The following is a 15,503-nucleotide window of genomic DNA, read 5'->3' on the forward strand; positions in this document are numbered from 1 at the left end:
GTGGCTTAACTCCCTAATTCCAATAAATCTTGATGGTAGTCACCCGCCGGGAAGCGGAACGGAACGGGGCCGTCCGCAATACCATCGAGGAACTGACGAACTCGCGGATCGCTATTATTTTGCAGCGCCTGAGCGCCACCGTGCGCGACGATTTTCTGATCCGCCACGATATAGGCGTAATCCGCGATACTCAGCACTTCCGGTACATCGTGCGACACCACAACACAGGTCACACCCAGCGCGCTGTTCAGTTCTGAAATCAACTTCACCAGCACACCCATCGTGATAGGGTCTTGCCCGACAAAAGGCTCGTCGAACATGATTAAATCAGGCTCCAGTGCGATTGCCCGCGCCAGCGCAGCACGGCGCGCCATACCGCCGGAAAGCTCAGACGGCATTAATTTTGCCGCCCCACGCAGCCCCACGGCTTCAAGCTTCATCATGACCGTTGTTTTCAACAGCTCTGCGGATAAGCGGGTGTGTTCGCGCAATGGATAGGCCACGTTATCAAAGACGTTCATGTCGGTGAATAACGCCCCTGACTGAAACAGCATGCTCATGCGTTTACGCACGGTATATAGCCGTGAACGGGACATCGCCGGGATATTTTCACCGTCGAAAAGAATCTCGCCACTGTCCGGCGGGATCTGTCCACCGATCAGACGTAGTAGCGTTGTTTTACCGATCCCAGACGGGCCCATGATCGCTGTGATCTTGCCGCGCGGAACCGTCAACGTAATATCATCAAATATTAATCGGTTACCGCGAGAAAAACTGACGTCACGGACATCGACTATATTCGCCATTGTTTGGCTCATTGGCAGTTCCTTCCTTTCCCTTCAGGTGATAAGAGCCTACCCATCAGGATCTAAGCATGACGCTTAATTCAGCCTTAAACCCGATATTTTTACAGAATATTGCCCGTACGGGTTAGCGAAAGCTGGCATTTGTTTTACTTTTCTGGCGCATAAAGTCAAAATTAGGAATTCGTTACGTGTACAGACCGTATGCAGCGCCAGAGATTCTTTCTCAGCGGACCGGCGAGTATACCTGAAGAAAGGACTTTTGATGCTTTTAGCAACGGCACTGTTAATAATTGGTTTATTTTTGGTGGTCTACAGTGCTGACCGTTTGGTGTTTGCTGCATCGATCCTGTGCCGACTGTTTGGGATACCGCCACTGATCATCGGGATGACGGTGGTCAGCGTGGGAACATCGCTCCCGGAAATCATCGTCTCTGTCTCCGCGTCATTGCACGGGCAAGTCGATCTTGCGGTCGGCACCGCCATTGGCTCCAACATCGTCAATATCTTACTGATTCTGGGTCTTGCTGCGCTGCTGCATCCCTTTCGCGTGCATTCTGATGTTTTACGTCGTGAATTACCGCTAATGTTAATTGTCACCCTGCTGGCGGGCTACGTGCTTTATGATGGGCAGCTTACCTTCGATGACGGCATTCTTTTGCTTTCGCTGGCGGTTATCTGGCTGCTGTATATCGTTAAAATTGCCCGTCTGGCAGAAAAACAGGGCAACGACAGTCTGACGCGCGAGCAAGTTGCCGAACTTCCACGGGATGGAACACTACCGGTGGCGCTGCTTTGGCTTGGCGTTGCGCTCATTATTATGCCGATGGCCACCCGAATGGTGGTCGATAACGCGACCGTGGTCGCCAATTATTTCGCGATGAGCGAATTAACGTTCGGCCTGACGGTCATTGCCATCGGCACCAGTCTGCCAGAGCTGGCAACCGCCATCGCGGGCGCACGTAAAGGTGAAGATGATATCGCGATCGGCAATATCATTGGTTCCAATATTTTTAACATCGCTATCGTATTGGGTTTACCGGCGCTCATCGCGCCAGGGGCAGTTAATCCAATGGCTTTTTCCCGCGATTACGGTGTGATGCTGTTGGTGAGCCTGCTCTTCGCCCTGCTCTGCTGGCGGCGAAAGCAGCAAATTGGTAAAGGGGCAGGTGTCCTACTGACGGGTGGATTTATCGTATGGATGGCGATGCTTTACTGGCTGTCGCCTCTTCTCTCTGGGTAAATGGAAACGCATTATGTCGCAAATAGAATTGCAGCCGGGTTTTGACTTTCAGAAAGCAGGCAAAGATGTTCTGCAAATTGAACGTGAAGGTCTGGCGCAGTTAGATCAGTACATTAATCAGGACTTCAGCCTGGCGTGTGAGAAAATTTTCTACTGCATGGGCAAAGTCGTGGTCATGGGAATGGGCAAATCCGGCCACATTGGCCGTAAAATGGCTGCGACATTCGCCAGCACCGGAACCTCATCATTCTTTGTGCATCCAGGCGAAGCGGCCCACGGCGATCTCGGTATGGTCACCCCGCAGGATGTCGTCATCGCCCTGTCGAATTCTGGCGAATCTAACGAGATTCTGGCGCTGATTCCGGTACTGAAGCGTCTGCATGTTCCGCTCATTTGTATGACCAGCCGCCCGGAAAGCAGCATGGCCCGCGCAGCAGACGTCCATTTATGCGTGAAGGTTCCCAAAGAGGCGTGCCCGCTCGGACTTGCGCCGACCTCCAGCACTACCGCAGCGTTGGTCATGGGCGACGCGCTGGCCGTTGCGCTCCTAGAAGCTCGCGGCTTTACGCCAGAAGATTTTGCCCTTTCCCACCCAGGTGGCGCGTTAGGCCGTAAACTGCTGCTGCGGGTCAACGACATTATGCACTCCGGCGCGGAAATCCCTCACGTCAGTAAAGAGGCCTCTCTGCGGGATGCGTTGTTAGAAATTACCCGTAAAAATCTTGGCATGACGGTTATCTGCGACGACCTGATGAAAATCGAAGGCATCTTCACTGATGGTGACCTGCGCCGCGTGTTTGATATGGGTGTGGATGTGCGTACTTTGGGTATTGCCGACGTCATGACCTCGGGCGGTATACGCGTTCGTCCCGGCACGCTGGCCGTCGATGTTTTGAACCTGATGCAGTCCCGTCATATAACCTCAGTCATGGTTGCCGATGGCGACCAACTGCTGGGTGTGGTACATATGCATGATCTTCTGCGCGCAGGCGTAGTGTAATGAAGGATAAGACAATGAGTAATACGGGTGCATCCCTTGCAACCTGTTATGGCCCGGTCAGCACGCAAATGATGGCGCAGGCGGAAAAAATCCAATTGCTGATTCTGGACGTCGATGGCGTTCTGTCCGATGGCTTAATTTTTATGGGTAATAATGGCGAAGAGCTAAAAGCCTTCAACGTTCGGGATGGCTATGGCATTCGCTGCGCGATCACATCGGGTATCGAAGTTGCTATTATCACCGGACGAAAAGCTAAACTGGTAGAAGATCGCTGTGAAACACTGGGCATCACTCATCTGTATCAAGGTCAATCCGACAAGATGGTGGCTTTCAGGGATCTGCTGACCAAACTTGCCATCGCCCCAGAAAATGTCGCCTACGTGGGAGACGATCTGATTGACTGGCCGGTCATGGCTGAAGTGGGCTTAAGTATCGCTGTAGCGGATGCGCATCCGCTATTGCTCCCACGCGCTGACTACATTACCCGGATCAACGGCGGTCGCGGTGCCGTGCGCGAAGTGTGCGATCTGTTACTGCTCGCGCAGGGCAAGCTTGATGAGGCCAAAGGGCAATCAATATGAGTAAAACCAGACGTTGGGTTATCATTCTGCTTTCGTTGGCCGTATTAGTGCTGATAGGCGTGAATCTCGCCGACACCGATGAGACGCAGACGGAAGTGGCCAGCACTAACGAGCCGACCTATAAAAGCGAGCATACCGATACGGTCGTTTACAGTCCTGAAGGGGCGTTGAACTATCGCCTGATTGCTCAGCATGTCGAATATTTTTCTGAAGAAGGCGTGTCGTGGTTTACCCAACCGGTCATGACGACCTTTGATGTGAATAAAGTTCCGACGTGGTCGATCAAATCTGACAGAGCAAAATTGACGAATGACCGTATGCTTTATCTGTATGGGCATGTCGAAGTCAACGCCCTGACCGCAGATTCTCAACTGCGCAAAATTACTACGGATAATGCCCAGATCAACCTGATTACCCAGGATGTTACATCGCAGGATCTGGTGACGTTATACGGCACAACATTTAATTCCAGCGGTCTAAGAATGCGCGGGAACTTACGCAGCAAAAACGCCGAGCTGATTGAAAAGGTTAGAACCTCATATGAAATTCAAAATAAACAAACTCAGCCTTAATTTTGTCATCGCCAGCGCGCTGCTGGCCGCCAGTCTACCCGCACTTGCTGTGACTGGCGATACTGAACAGCCTATCCATATCGAGTCAGACACTCAGTCGCTGGATATGCAGGGTAACGTTGTGACCTTCACGGGCAACGTGGTGATGACCCAGGGCACGATCAAAATCAACGCCGACAAAGTGGTTGTTACCCGCCCAGGCGGCGAACAAGGCAAAGAGATTATCGATGGTTTTGGTAATCCGGCAACCTTCTACCAGATGCAAGACAACGGCAAGCCAGTCAAAGGCCATGCCTCGCATATGCACTATGAACTGGCGAAGGATCTTGTGATCCTGACCGGCAACGCCTATCTGGAACAGCTCGACAGCAACATCACGGGCGACAAGATTACCTATCTGGTGAAAGAGCAGAAAATGCAGGCTTTCAGCGAGAAAGGTAGACGTGTCACCACCGTGCTGGTGCCATCGCAGTTGCAGGATAAAGGCAAAGCACAGGCTCCCGCCCAGAAGAAGAGTAACTAATTCGTTATGGCAACATTAACTGCAAAGAACCTCGCTAAAGCCTACAAAGGCCGTCGCGTCGTGGAAGATGTCAGTCTGACCGTTAATTCCGGTGAAATTGTTGGCTTGCTGGGTCCTAACGGTGCAGGTAAAACCACTACCTTTTACATGGTGGTGGGGATAGTCGCGCGCGACGCGGGCAACATTATTATTGATGACGAAGATATCAGTCTGTTGCCGCTGCACGCGCGCGCGCGCCGTGGTATTGGCTATCTTCCGCAGGAAGCCTCCATTTTCCGTAGGCTGAGCGTATACGATAACCTGATGGCTGTGCTGCAGATCCGAGACGATCTGACGGCTGAACAACGTCAGGATCGTGCTAATCAGCTGATGGAAGAGTTCCATATTGAGCACCTGCGAGACAACCTGGGTCAGGCACTTTCAGGGGGCGAACGTCGCCGCGTGGAAATTGCCCGTGCGCTGGCAGCAAACCCGAAATTTATCCTTCTGGATGAACCGTTTGCAGGCGTTGACCCAATCTCCGTCATCGATATAAAACGGATTATCGAGCATCTGCGCGACAGCGGTCTCGGCGTACTGATTACCGACCACAACGTTCGTGAAACGTTAGCGGTCTGTGAGCGTGCTTATATTGTCAGCCAGGGGCATTTAATCGCCCACGGCACGCCACAAGAAATTCTCGAAGATGAGCATGTGAAACGCGTGTACCTTGGGGAAGACTTCAGACTCTGATAGGGTAGAGGTTAAGTCACGCAGGACCGGAGAAAAATGCTCTGAACATGAAGCAAGGTTTGCAATTAAGGCTCAGCCAGCAGTTGGCGATGACGCCTCAGTTACAACAGGCGATCCGTCTGTTGCAATTGTCCACGTTAGAACTCCAGCAGGAACTCCAGCAAGCGCTGGACAGTAACCCGCTGCTGGAGCAAACCGATCTTCATGAAGAGGTAGAAACCCAGGAAAAGCAGGACACCGAAACGCTCGATACGGCCGATGCGCTTGAGCAAAAAGAGATGCCGGACGAGCTTCCGTTAGATGCCAGCTGGGACGAAATCTATACCGCTGGCACGCCTTCCGGTACTCGCGCCGACTATCAGGATGACGAATTACCGGTTTATCAGGGTGAAACTACCCAGTCGCTTCAGGATTACCTGATGTGGCAGGTCGAGCTAACGCCATTTTCCGAGACCGATCGTGCGATTGCCACGTCAATTGTCGACGCCGTTGATGACACCGGTTATTTGACCGTCTCATTGGATGACATACTCGAAAGTATCGGCGATGACGAAATCGAAATGGATGAGATCGAAGCCGTGCTTAAACGCATCCAGCGCTTCGATCCGGTTGGCGTCGCCGCAAAAGATCTGCGCGACTGTCTTCTGATCCAGCTTTCTCAATTTGTGAAAGAGACGCCAAGGCTCGACGAGGCACGCTTAATCATCAGCGATCATCTGGATCTGTTGGCTAATCATGATTTCCGTTCGCTCATGCGCGTGACGCGATTGAAAGAGGATGTGCTGAAAGAGGCGGTGAATCTGATTCAATCCCTCGATCCGCGTCCGGGACAATCGATCCAGACCGGCGAACCGGAATATGTTATTCCTGACGTTCTGGTGCGAAAATATAACGGTCACTGGACCGTAGAGCTAAATTCAGACAGCATTCCCCGCCTGCAAATAAACCAGCAATACGCCTCAATGTGCACCAGCGTGCGCAACGACTCTGACAATCAATATATTCGTAGCAATCTTCAGGAAGCGCGATGGCTGATCAAAAGCCTCGAAAGCAGAAATGATACGCTGCTGCGCGTCAGTCGCTGTATTGTGGAACAGCAGCAAGGCTTTTTTGAGCAAGGCGAAGAGTTTATGAAACCGATGGTGCTGGCAGATATCGCACAGGCCGTCGAGATGCATGAATCGACCATTTCGCGCGTGACAACGCAAAAGTATCTGCATAGCCCGCGTGGTATTTTTGAGCTTAAGTATTTCTTCTCCAGCCACGTGAGTACCGAAGGCGGAGGCGAAGCCTCGTCGACGGCCATTCGCGCACTGGTGAAGAAGTTAATCGCCGCGGAAAACCCCGCGAAACCACTGAGTGACAGTAAGTTAACCACCCTGCTGTCCGATCAGGGTATCATGGTGGCACGTCGTACTGTTGCGAAGTATCGAGAGTCTTTATCCATTCCGCCGTCTAACCAGCGTAAACAACTGGTTTGACACAACCGATAAGGAAGACACTATGCAGCTCAACATCACAGGACACAATGTCGAAATCACTGAAGCGTTACGCGATTTTCTGAATACGAAATTCGCCAAGCTTGAGCAGTATTTCGAGAGGATCAATCAGGTCTACATTGTGTTGAAAGTGGAGAAAGTGACTCATATCTCGGACGCAACCCTGCACATAAACGGGGGCGAAATCCATGCCAGTGCGGAAGGGCAAGACATGTACGCGGCTATCGACGGCTTGATTGACAAGCTTGCGCGACAGCTTAATAAACATAAAGACAAACTGAAACAACACTAATTGTCCGAGCAGTTAACGGGTGCAGGACGGCCTGTTGTCAAACACAACAGGCCATTTGTACGGTTAGCGCTTAGGTGAAATTATGATGAACAACGATTCAGCTCTTCAATTGAGCACTGTCCTTAACCAGGAATGTACCCGCAGTGGCGTTCACTGCCAGAGTAAAAAACGTGCTCTGGAGATCATCAGTGAACTGGCCGCAAAACAGTTGAGCCTGCCGCCTCAGGTGGTGTTCGAAGCCATTCTGACCCGAGAAAAAATGGGCAGTACCGGCATCGGCAATGGTATTGCCATTCCGCATGGCAAACTGGAAGAAGACACATTGCGTGCCGTAGGCGTCTTCGTGCAGCTGGAAACGCCTATCGCCTTTGATGCGATTGATAATCAGCCTGTCGATTTGCTGTTTGCTTTGCTGGTGCCCGCTGACCAGACCAAAACGCATTTGCATACACTCTCACTGGTCGCCAAACGTCTGGCGGATAAAACGATTTGCCGTCGCCTGCGTGCTGCTCAAAGTGATGAGGAGCTGTATCAAATTATCACGGAGACAGAAGGCAATCAGGATGATGCATAACCAGGAGATAGCCTTCACATCTGATGTCCTGAGGAGAAACGGAACATGGTGCTGATGATCGTCAGCGGTCGTTCGGGTTCGGGAAAGTCCGTTGCCCTACGAGCGCTCGAAGATATGGGCTTTTACTGCGTCGATAACCTCCCGGTCGTGTTGTTACCTGACCTGGCGCGGACGCTGGCAGACCGACAAATTTCTGCCGCGGTAAGCATCGACGTGCGTAATATGCCGGAATCCCCGGAGATCTTTGAACTGGCCATGAGCAGCCTGCCGGAGAACTTCTCTCCTCAACTGCTGTTCCTCGATGCTGACCGCAACACGTTAATTCGTCGTTACAGCGATACCCGTCGTTTGCATCCGCTTTCCAACAAAAATCTGTCACTGGAAAGCGCTATCGATGAAGAGAGCGCGCTGCTGGAACCCCTGCGTTCCCGTGCCGATCTGATTGTCGATACCTCTGAGATGTCCGTCCATGAGCTGGCGGAAATGCTGCGTACTCGTCTGCTGGGTAAACGCGAGCGCGAGCTGACCATGGTGTTTGAATCATTTGGTTTCAAACACGGCATTCCTATCGATGCGGATTATGTTTTCGATGTGCGTTTCCTGCCGAACCCACACTGGGACCCCAAACTGCGTCCAATGACCGGTTTGGATAAACCCGTGGCGGCCTTCCTCGACAGGCACACAGAAGTTCACAATTTTATCTACCAGACGCGAAGCTACCTTGAGCTATGGTTACCTATGCTGGAAACAAACAACCGCAGCTACCTGACCGTAGCGATTGGTTGTACCGGTGGTAAACATCGTTCGGTGTACATTGCCGAACAACTGGCCGATTACTTCCGCTCTCGCGGTAAAAACGTTCAGTCTCGTCATCGTACGCTGGAAAAACGTAAAACATGACCGTAAAACACACCGTTGAAATCACCAACAAGCTGGGCATGCATGCACGCCCAGCCATGAAGCTGTTCGAGCTGATGCAGGGATTTGATGCTGAAGTACTGCTGCGCAACGACGAAGGCACAGAAGCGGAAGCCAACAGCGTCATTGCGCTACTCATGCTGGATTCTGCCAAAGGCCGACAGATTGAGGTCGAGGCGACAGGCCCGCAGGAAATCGAAGCGCTGGCAGCCGTAGTCGCGCTATTTAACTCAGGTTTTGACGAGGATTAATCCCCTCGATTAATACAGCTTGTTACCCGTCATAAATCCTTCGCCACCCAACTGCCGCATCTGACGCATAATCCATGCCTGGCGGCTGTGGACGTATCCCGACGGGGCATTCGCTTTGAATCGGATAGGATTGGGTAATACCGCCGCTAACAGCGCCGCTTCTGATATCGTCAAACGGCTAGCGGGCTTGTGAAAATAACGTTGGGCTGCGGCTTCAACGCCAAATACCCCATCACCAAACTCGGCAATATTCAGATAAACCGTCAGGATGCGTTTCTTACTCCAGACCGTTTCCATCCCCAACGTCAGCCCTGCTTCGAGCCCTTTTCTTATCCAGCTTCGCCCATCCCACAAAAACAGATTCTTGGCCGTTTGCTGTGAAAGCGTTGATGCGCCACGCACGCGATTTTCATTTCGCTCGTTGTGCGCCAGCGCTTTCTCAATCGCCGAGACGTCAAAACCCCAATGCTCCGGGAACTTTTGATCTTCAGCGGCGATAACCGCCAGCCCCATCCACGGCGAAATCTCATCCATGCTCACCCAGTCAGAATGCGCCACATAGCTGAAATTCCCCGTCAGCCAGGCGCCGAGTTGACGCTCGACCATCACTGCCGAAAACGGCACGGGCAAAATGCTAAACAGGACGATTCCCCCACCCCAAAAAACGGCGAGTGCGAGTATCGCGCGAAGCGCAATACGTTTCGCCCAACCGAGGGGAGAACGTTTTTTACTCACTGCGTCAGCACCAGCACGCGATCGACCAGCTTATCAATACCGGTGGCCGCCTCGGCAATATTTTGCGCCAGCATATAGGCAGGCGTGGTGACGATTTTTTTGTCCTCATCAACAACGATATCGTCAACCGGACAAGGGACATGTTCGCCGCCCATATCTTCAATCACTTCAGCCGTATCGATATCGGTGCCAATCGTCAGGCGCAGTGGAAAATCAAAAATCTTTGGCAGCATTGCGGGCGCGATGCACATAAAGCCCAGCGGCTTACCTGCAGCATGCATATCCAGCACCAGATTTTTTAACGCACTGTCGACCTGGCAGTCGTTGCCGAGACTGGCAAAACTGCTCAGATTCTTCGCCGCACCAAACCCACCCGGCACGATCAGCGCGTCCAGTTCAGCCGCATTTGCCTGTGCCAGTGGATGAATGTCTCCCCGGGCAATACGAGCAGACTCAATCAAGACGTTACGAGTTTCGGCCATTGGCTCACCGGACAGGTGATTAATCACATCCGACTGATTTTTATCCGGTGCAAAACAAATGGTTTCGACACCCTGTCGCGCCAACGCAAGCAGCGTCAAAACGGACTCATGAATCTCCGCACCGTCGTAAACACCGCACCCGCTAAGCACTACACCCACTTTTTTCATCATGCCGTTCCTTCTTTGCAACTGACTGAAGCATATTAATAATTCTGATTAAACTGGTATGCTTCACACATTTCACTGATTCCTGTAACAAATCATTTAAGATTTGCTATCTTATCTGCGTGCGGCCCAAATTTTTCAGGCTGTGCCATGCGAAAACAACACGAAAGATCAGGCACAGCTACGATTTCCCTGGTGTTGGCGCAGTATTTCGCGCACCCCGGTTTATCCGGGGTCATTTTTTTGTGCTTTCCACCCAGGCTTTGAGCACGTCTACGTCGTTTTGCCACTCTTGCTTCATCTCTTCAACCCATTCACCCACATTATCCGACCATGCCGGTAAATCCGGGGACTGAATCTGCTGACCTAGCTGTTGCAGATGACGCAATCCAATCGAGCCCGCTGCCCCTTTGATTTTGTGCCCTTCTTCCACAATACCTTTCTGATCGCGCGCAGTCAGATTCGATTCCAGCACGCTTAAATAACCCGGCATCATCTTCTCAAACACCGCCACGCCATCGGTAATCAGTTTCGGGCCGACCAAATCGATATACTGCTCAAGCATAGCGATATCCAGTATCGCTTGCGCTTTAGCGCTCTCTACAGATGTCATGGTGCTCTCCTCTTCATCACAGGTATCCCAGAACTTCTTAATCATGGCGGTTAACGCAGGTACCGCCAGCGGTTTGCTGAGCACGTCGTCCATTCCGGCATCGAGGTACTCTTTTTTGTCCTTAAGTACGTTTGCGGTCAATGCCACCAGCGGCGGCAATTCATCTGGCGCATAGCGGGTCGTCAGTTCGCGGGAGATATCCAGGCCGGTCATATCCGGTAGCTGGATATCCAGCAGCACGAGGTCATATTCACCCGGCGTAAACATCTCCAGCGCCGCGGTGCCGGTCATCGCCACGTCAACGCTGTTACCCAGTTTCTCAAGCACTGAACGCGCGACAATCACGTTAAGCTCGATATCCTCTACCAACAGAACGTGCAGCGCCGGTAGCGGCAGTTCGTCATTTTCAAAGGTATCTTCCACCTCTTCCGCCACCGCTGGCGCATGTACCGTCAGGGTAAACAATGAGCCTTTTCCCTGCTGGCTAGTGACAGTAATGTCGCCGCCCATACTTTTCGCCAGACGACGTGAGACGGCCAGACCAATCCCCGTGCCGGTAGCCGGTTTGCCGCCATTGCTATCTTTCACCTGATAATACATGGCGAAGATCTTATCCTGCTCTTCCTGCGGAATACCGATGCCGGAATCCTCAACCTCAAAGTGCAGCATGTCGCCTTCATCAACGCGAATGCGCACCACCACCTGCCCTTTCTGGGTAAACTTAACGGCGTTGCTGATAAGATTCCACAGGATCTGACGCAGGCGCGTACCGTCGGTAACGACCTTATGCGGCAGCGGCAGTGTTGGCTCAAGCACAAAGCGTAGCCCTTTTTGCTGAGCCTGCAGCCCGGAGAGGTTCTCCAGATCGGCCAGGAAACCGGTAAAGTCGACAGGCTGATTATCGAGTTGGACTTTGCGCCGTTCCATCTTATCCATATCGATAATATCGTTGAAGATATTACCCAGCGTCACCGCCGATACGTGGATGGTTTTAAGGTACTTCTCCTGCTCGCTGGTTAACTCGGTATCCAGCAGAATACGGCTCAAACCCACGATACCGTTTAGCGGCGTACGCAGTTCATGACTGATAGTAGAGATAAACGTGGTCTTATCACGGCTCGCCCGTTCGAGCGCATCCTGGTAGCGCTTACGCTCGGTAATATCGCGGCCAAAGCCCATCAGGCCATGGCGTTTACCGACACGATCGTAATACGGCACTTTACGGATTTCGAAGCAGGCTTTGCGCCCATCCGGATAATCCAGCCACTGTTCATAGGTCAAAGAGACGTTATGACGAAACACTTTTTCATCGGTTTCAATGACTTTGACCGCGGCTTCTTCAGAATAGACATCCTGCGGTTTGAGGTGAATAAGCTGTTTTTCACTTTTCCCGGTGAGTAACTCCATCGCCCGATTACACCCCGAAAACTCTTTGTCTTCATTACGGTAGAAAACCAAATCCGGGGAGGCATCGAGGAAAGAGCGCAGGAAAGAGGATTGTTGTTCGAGCTGTATCTGCGTGACTTCGCGCTCTTTCATCTCGATCTTCAGTTGCTCAAGCGTCGCCTGGCGTTCAGCCTCCGCCTTTTCACGCTCTGAAATTTCCTGGTTCAGCTGGGCAATATTATTTTTGAGCTGTACGTTGAGCTTAAGGTCGCGCTCGCGCATCTCCTCCAGTTTGACGACCAGCCGGGAAAGACGCTGACGCGACTCTTCCAGTTGCTCCACCACAACAGACAGAAAGTAGACTGCCCACGGCGTTATCAGCAGGCCGAAAAAGATGGAACGGATGACGTCGATACTCTCAACCTGGCCGTGAAGCACCATCGTCACGGCCATCTGCACGACAATCGCCAGCACCACCAGTGCAAGAGCCAACAATAATGAGAAACGGACCAGGCCGAGCTTCATCATAAGATCGACGTAGTACTGCGCAAGCATTCGAATTTGCTTCATAGGGGATCCCTTCACGACTTCATCGCTCAATAATACTCAAATTCCAGGCAAGGCGTTGAAGGTTGTGTGAAAAAGTGCGGTGTGAAACAGGAGATTAGCCCCACTCCCGGCGACGCGAGAGTGGGGGAAACGTGTTGTCAGGAGCGTTTGAGAAGCAGCCAGAGGCTTATCAGGAAGAACGATGCACTAGGCAATAGCGCGCCAATCAGTGGTGGAATGCCATACACCAGCGTCAATGGACCGAAGATTTGGTCCAGCACGTAAAAGACGAAACCGAAGCTAATCCCCGTCACTACGCGCACGCCCATCGGCACGCTTCGCAGCGGCCCGAAGATGAATGACAGTGCCATGAGCATCATGACGGCGACGGACATCGGCTGGAAAATCTTGCTCCACATGTTGAGCTGATAACGCCCGGCGTCCTGACCGCTCGACTTCAGATATTTGACATAGTTGTGCAATCCGCTGATCGACAACGCATCAGGATCCAACGCCACCACGCCTAATTTGTCAGGCGTCAGGTTCGTTTTCCAGGTTCCAGAAACCGTCTGCGAACCCGTGATTTGTTTAGGATCTTTTAGATTCGACTCATCGACCTGCGACAAACGCCACAGTTTGTTGGCCGCATCAAATTTTGCCGAGGCGGCATAACGCACCGACTGCAAGCGACGATTATCGTTGAAGGCATAAATACTTACGCCACCCAGCTCGTCATCGCCTTTCACGCGTTCGATATAAACGAAGTTGTTCCCGTCTTTCGCCCATAATCCTTGTTGAGTGGACAACAGAGAGCCACCGTACATGGCCTGTGCGCGGTAGTTACGCGCCATTTGTTCACCCTGCGGTGCCACCCACTCGCCGATAGCCATAGTCAACAGCACCAGCGGGATTGCGGTTTTCATGACGGATAACGCCACCTGCATACGGGTGAAGCCTGAAGCCTGCATCACCACCAGCTCACTGCGTTGCGCCAGCATACCGAGGCCCAGCAATGCCCCCAAAAGCGCAGCCATCGGGAAGAAAATCTGCACATCTTTTGGCACGCTAAGAAGGGTGTACATGCCCGCGCCAAGCGCGTCATAACTGCCCTGCCCGGCTTTCTTCAACTGATCGACAAACTTGATGATGCCGGAGAGCGACACCAGCATGAACAGCGTCATCATGATGGTGGTAAAAATAGTTTTACCGATATAGCGGTCAAGAACGCCAAACGCCTGCATTACACCGCTCCTTTACGCATAAAACGGGCACGCACGCGACGCATCGGTACGGTATCCCACAGGTTTAATACGACCGCCAGCAGCAGGTACAAACCGTTGACCACCCACGTCCACATCATCGGATCGATCTTACCCTTTCCACCGTTAGACTTGATGGACGTTTGCAGCAGGAAGAACACCAGATACAGCAGCATAGCCGGTAGCATCGACAATACCCGGCCCTGACGCGGGTTAACCACGCTCAGCGGCACAACCATCAACGCCATCATAAATACCGTGAATACCAGCGTGAGACGCCAGTGCAGCTCCGCTTTGGCCCGGTCGGTATCGGTATTGATCAGAGTACGCATATCCATCTGCTCAGTATCGCTCGGATCGAGAGCCACGTTCTGATGGCCAACAATTGCCTGATAGTTCTGGAAATCGGTAATGCGGAAATCGCGCAGCAACGCCGTGCCCTCAAAGCGCGTGCCCTTGTTCAGAGTCACGACCTGGGAGCCGTCTTTACGCTGGGAAAGCTGACCGGAATCCGCTACCACCACAGACGGGCGCGCATTGCCTTTGGTACGGAGCTGCGCAAGGAAGACGTCGTTAAAACGACTGCCGTCTACGCTCTCGATGAAGAGGACAGAGTTGCCGTCGGTTGCCTGCTGGAACTGGCCTTGCGCTAACGCCGCCAATCCGGGGTTGGCTTTCGCTTCGGCAAGCACTTCATCCTGATGTTTGGATGACCATGGTCCCGCCCACATGACGTTGACTGCTGCAACAATACCTGTGAACAGCGCCAGCACCATCGCGGCTTTCACCAGTACGGCTTTACTCAAGCCGCAGGCGTGCATTACCGTGATTTCACTTTCGGTGTACAGCTTCCCGAGCGTCATCAGTAAGCCAAGGAAAAGGCTAAGCGGCAGAATAAGCTGCGCCATTTCGGGCACGCCTAGTCCGAGCAGAGAAAGCACCAGATTTGTCGGGATTTCGCCGTCTACAGCCGCACCGAGGATCCTAACCAGCTTCTGACAGAAAAAGATCAGAAGGAGGATGAAAAGGATGGCCAGTTGGCTCTTGAGCGTCTCCCGTACCAGATATCTTATGATTATCACTTTAAATACGCCCGTAAAAACCCGTCTCTTTGCAGGAATTTCGCTTGTTTCATGGCTTAAACGTCATTTATTCTCTTGAATCGTCGAAATCATCGCTAAGATTAAAAAATCAGGCGGATTCGCGGCTCAGGATATGTTTGACGTGTCGAAACCGTAGTAACGTAAGATTAACACGAAGTCACCACAACAGCGGACTTGAGTTACGAAAGGTTTCAATTCTATCCGTAGCAGCCGTCGTTGTCTT

17 protein-coding genes are annotated in these 15,503 nt (G+C 52.2%); 11 read left to right on the forward strand and 6 right to left on the reverse strand.

Annotation, left to right across the window (positions count from 1 at the left end; genetic code table 11):
- Positions 1-5: 5 nt before the first annotated feature.
- Positions 6-818, reverse strand: coding sequence for a phospholipid ABC transporter ATP-binding protein MlaF (mlaF, locus tag AC6EMZ_RS12070; protein WP_498402734.1), 813 nt, complete (start codon positions 816-818; stop codon positions 6-8).
- Positions 819-1,068: 250 nt separating this feature from the next.
- On the opposite strand from mlaF, the gene AC6EMZ_RS12075 reads away from it, so the two are divergent.
- From AC6EMZ_RS12075 to npr, 11 genes are all read left to right on the forward strand, one after another.
- Positions 1,069-2,046, forward strand: a complete 978-nt coding sequence (locus AC6EMZ_RS12075) for a calcium/sodium antiporter (protein ID WP_498402735.1) — start codon at positions 1,069-1,071, stop codon at positions 2,044-2,046.
- A gap of 13 nt (positions 2,047-2,059) precedes the next feature.
- A complete protein-coding gene (kdsD, locus tag AC6EMZ_RS12080) occupies positions 2,060-3,046 on the forward strand; it encodes an arabinose-5-phosphate isomerase KdsD (protein ID WP_498402736.1) in 987 nt (328 codons plus the stop codon).
- Positions 3,047-3,060: 14 nt separating this feature from the next.
- The gene (kdsC, locus tag AC6EMZ_RS12085; protein ID WP_498402738.1) at positions 3,061-3,627 is read left to right on the forward strand and encodes a 3-deoxy-manno-octulosonate-8-phosphatase KdsC; all 567 of its coding nucleotides are present in this window, start codon (positions 3,061-3,063) and stop codon (positions 3,625-3,627) included.
- The gene (gene lptC / locus AC6EMZ_RS12090; RefSeq protein WP_498402739.1) at positions 3,624-4,199 is read left to right on the forward strand and encodes an LPS export ABC transporter periplasmic protein LptC; all 576 of its coding nucleotides are present in this window, start codon (positions 3,624-3,626) and stop codon (positions 4,197-4,199) included. The genes kdsC and lptC overlap by 4 nt, the downstream gene beginning before the upstream one ends.
- Complete coding sequence (gene lptA, locus AC6EMZ_RS12095) at positions 4,168-4,722, forward strand: lipopolysaccharide ABC transporter substrate-binding protein LptA (protein WP_498402741.1); 555 nt, start codon at positions 4,168-4,170, stop codon at positions 4,720-4,722. Before lptC ends, lptA begins: the two co-directional genes overlap by 32 nt.
- 6 nt (positions 4,723-4,728) lie before the next feature.
- On the forward strand, positions 4,729-5,454 hold the full coding sequence (lptB, locus tag AC6EMZ_RS12100; RefSeq protein WP_498402742.1) for an LPS export ABC transporter ATP-binding protein: 726 nt from the start codon (positions 4,729-4,731) through the stop codon (positions 5,452-5,454).
- 47 nt (positions 5,455-5,501) lie between these two features.
- A complete protein-coding gene (rpoN, locus tag AC6EMZ_RS12105; RefSeq protein WP_498402743.1) occupies positions 5,502-6,935 on the forward strand; it encodes an RNA polymerase factor sigma-54 in 1,434 nt (477 codons plus the stop codon).
- 22 nt (positions 6,936-6,957) lie between these two features.
- Entirely contained in the window at positions 6,958-7,245 is a 288-nt protein-coding gene (gene hpf, locus AC6EMZ_RS12110; RefSeq protein WP_015960620.1) for a ribosome hibernation promoting factor, read from the forward strand.
- A gap of 82 nt (positions 7,246-7,327) precedes the next feature.
- Entirely contained in the window at positions 7,328-7,819 is a 492-nt protein-coding gene (gene ptsN, locus AC6EMZ_RS12115; RefSeq protein ID WP_498402744.1) for a PTS IIA-like nitrogen regulatory protein PtsN, read from the forward strand.
- A gap of 45 nt (positions 7,820-7,864) precedes the next feature.
- Positions 7,865-8,719: an RNase adapter RapZ gene (gene rapZ / locus AC6EMZ_RS12120; RefSeq protein WP_498402745.1), complete on the forward strand. Its 855-nt coding sequence runs from the start codon at positions 7,865-7,867 to the stop codon at positions 8,717-8,719.
- Positions 8,716-8,988 (forward strand): PTS phosphocarrier protein NPr, encoded by a 273-nt coding sequence (npr, locus tag AC6EMZ_RS12125; protein ID WP_498402746.1) that lies wholly within the window; start codon positions 8,716-8,718, stop codon positions 8,986-8,988. Before rapZ ends, npr begins: the two co-directional genes overlap by 4 nt.
- 9 nt (positions 8,989-8,997) lie before the next feature.
- Here the strand turns inward: npr and mtgA are convergent, their stop codons facing one another.
- The 5 genes from mtgA to lptF all read right to left on the reverse strand — a co-directional run bounded on the left by mtgA (position 8,998) and on the right by lptF (position 15,259).
- Entirely contained in the window at positions 8,998-9,723 is a 726-nt protein-coding gene (mtgA, locus tag AC6EMZ_RS12130) for a monofunctional biosynthetic peptidoglycan transglycosylase (RefSeq protein ID WP_498402747.1), read from the reverse strand.
- Positions 9,720-10,373: an isoprenoid biosynthesis glyoxalase ElbB gene (gene elbB, locus AC6EMZ_RS12135; RefSeq protein ID WP_498402829.1), complete on the reverse strand. Its 654-nt coding sequence runs from the start codon at positions 10,371-10,373 to the stop codon at positions 9,720-9,722. The genes mtgA and elbB overlap by 4 nt, the downstream gene beginning before the upstream one ends.
- 232 nt (positions 10,374-10,605) lie before the next feature.
- Positions 10,606-12,939 carry an aerobic respiration two-component sensor histidine kinase ArcB gene (gene arcB, locus AC6EMZ_RS12140; protein WP_498402748.1) on the reverse strand — a complete coding sequence of 778 codons (2,334 nt, stop codon included), beginning with the start codon at positions 12,937-12,939 and terminating at the stop codon, positions 10,606-10,608.
- Between the two features lie 137 nt (positions 12,940-13,076).
- Positions 13,077-14,159 carry an LPS export ABC transporter permease LptG gene (lptG, locus tag AC6EMZ_RS12145; RefSeq protein WP_498402749.1) on the reverse strand — a complete coding sequence of 361 codons (1,083 nt, stop codon included), beginning with the start codon at positions 14,157-14,159 and terminating at the stop codon, positions 13,077-13,079.
- On the reverse strand, positions 14,159-15,259 hold the full coding sequence (lptF, locus tag AC6EMZ_RS12150; protein ID WP_498402750.1) for an LPS export ABC transporter permease LptF: 1,101 nt from the start codon (positions 15,257-15,259) through the stop codon (positions 14,159-14,161). Before lptF ends, lptG begins: the two co-directional genes overlap by 1 nt.
- Positions 15,260-15,503: the final 244 nt, after the last annotated feature.

The sequence above is a fragment of the Enterobacter sp. SCRI0065 genome, assembly GCF_059766475.1.

Coding starts and splice junctions, on each gene's coding strand:
- lptB (WP_498402742.1), top strand. CDS start 4,729: ATGGCAACATTAACTGCAAAGAACCTCGCTAAAGCCTACAAAGGCCGT.
- rapZ (WP_498402745.1), top strand. CDS start 7,865: ATGGTGCTGATGATCGTCAGCGGTCGTTCGGGTTCGGGAAAGTCCGTT.
- AC6EMZ_RS12075 (WP_498402735.1), top strand. CDS start 1,069: ATGCTTTTAGCAACGGCACTGTTAATAATTGGTTTATTTTTGGTGGTC.
- elbB (WP_498402829.1), bottom strand. CDS start 10,373: ATGAAAAAAGTGGGTGTAGTGCTTAGCGGGTGCGGTGTTTACGACGGT.
- npr (WP_498402746.1), top strand. CDS start 8,716: ATGACCGTAAAACACACCGTTGAAATCACCAACAAGCTGGGCATGCAT.
- kdsD (WP_498402736.1), top strand. CDS start 2,060: ATGTCGCAAATAGAATTGCAGCCGGGTTTTGACTTTCAGAAAGCAGGC.
- lptA (WP_498402741.1), top strand. CDS start 4,168: ATGAAATTCAAAATAAACAAACTCAGCCTTAATTTTGTCATCGCCAGC.
- ptsN (WP_498402744.1), top strand. CDS start 7,328: ATGATGAACAACGATTCAGCTCTTCAATTGAGCACTGTCCTTAACCAG.
- rpoN (WP_498402743.1), top strand. CDS start 5,502: ATGAAGCAAGGTTTGCAATTAAGGCTCAGCCAGCAGTTGGCGATGACG.
- hpf (WP_015960620.1), top strand. CDS start 6,958: ATGCAGCTCAACATCACAGGACACAATGTCGAAATCACTGAAGCGTTA.
- arcB (WP_498402748.1), bottom strand. CDS start 12,939: ATGAAGCAAATTCGAATGCTTGCGCAGTACTACGTCGATCTTATGATG.
- lptG (WP_498402749.1), bottom strand. CDS start 14,159: ATGCAGGCGTTTGGCGTTCTTGACCGCTATATCGGTAAAACTATTTTT.
- mlaF (WP_498402734.1), bottom strand. CDS start 818: ATGAGCCAAACAATGGCGAATATAGTCGATGTCCGTGACGTCAGTTTT.
- kdsC (WP_498402738.1), top strand. CDS start 3,061: ATGAGTAATACGGGTGCATCCCTTGCAACCTGTTATGGCCCGGTCAGC.
- lptC (WP_498402739.1), top strand. CDS start 3,624: ATGAGTAAAACCAGACGTTGGGTTATCATTCTGCTTTCGTTGGCCGTA.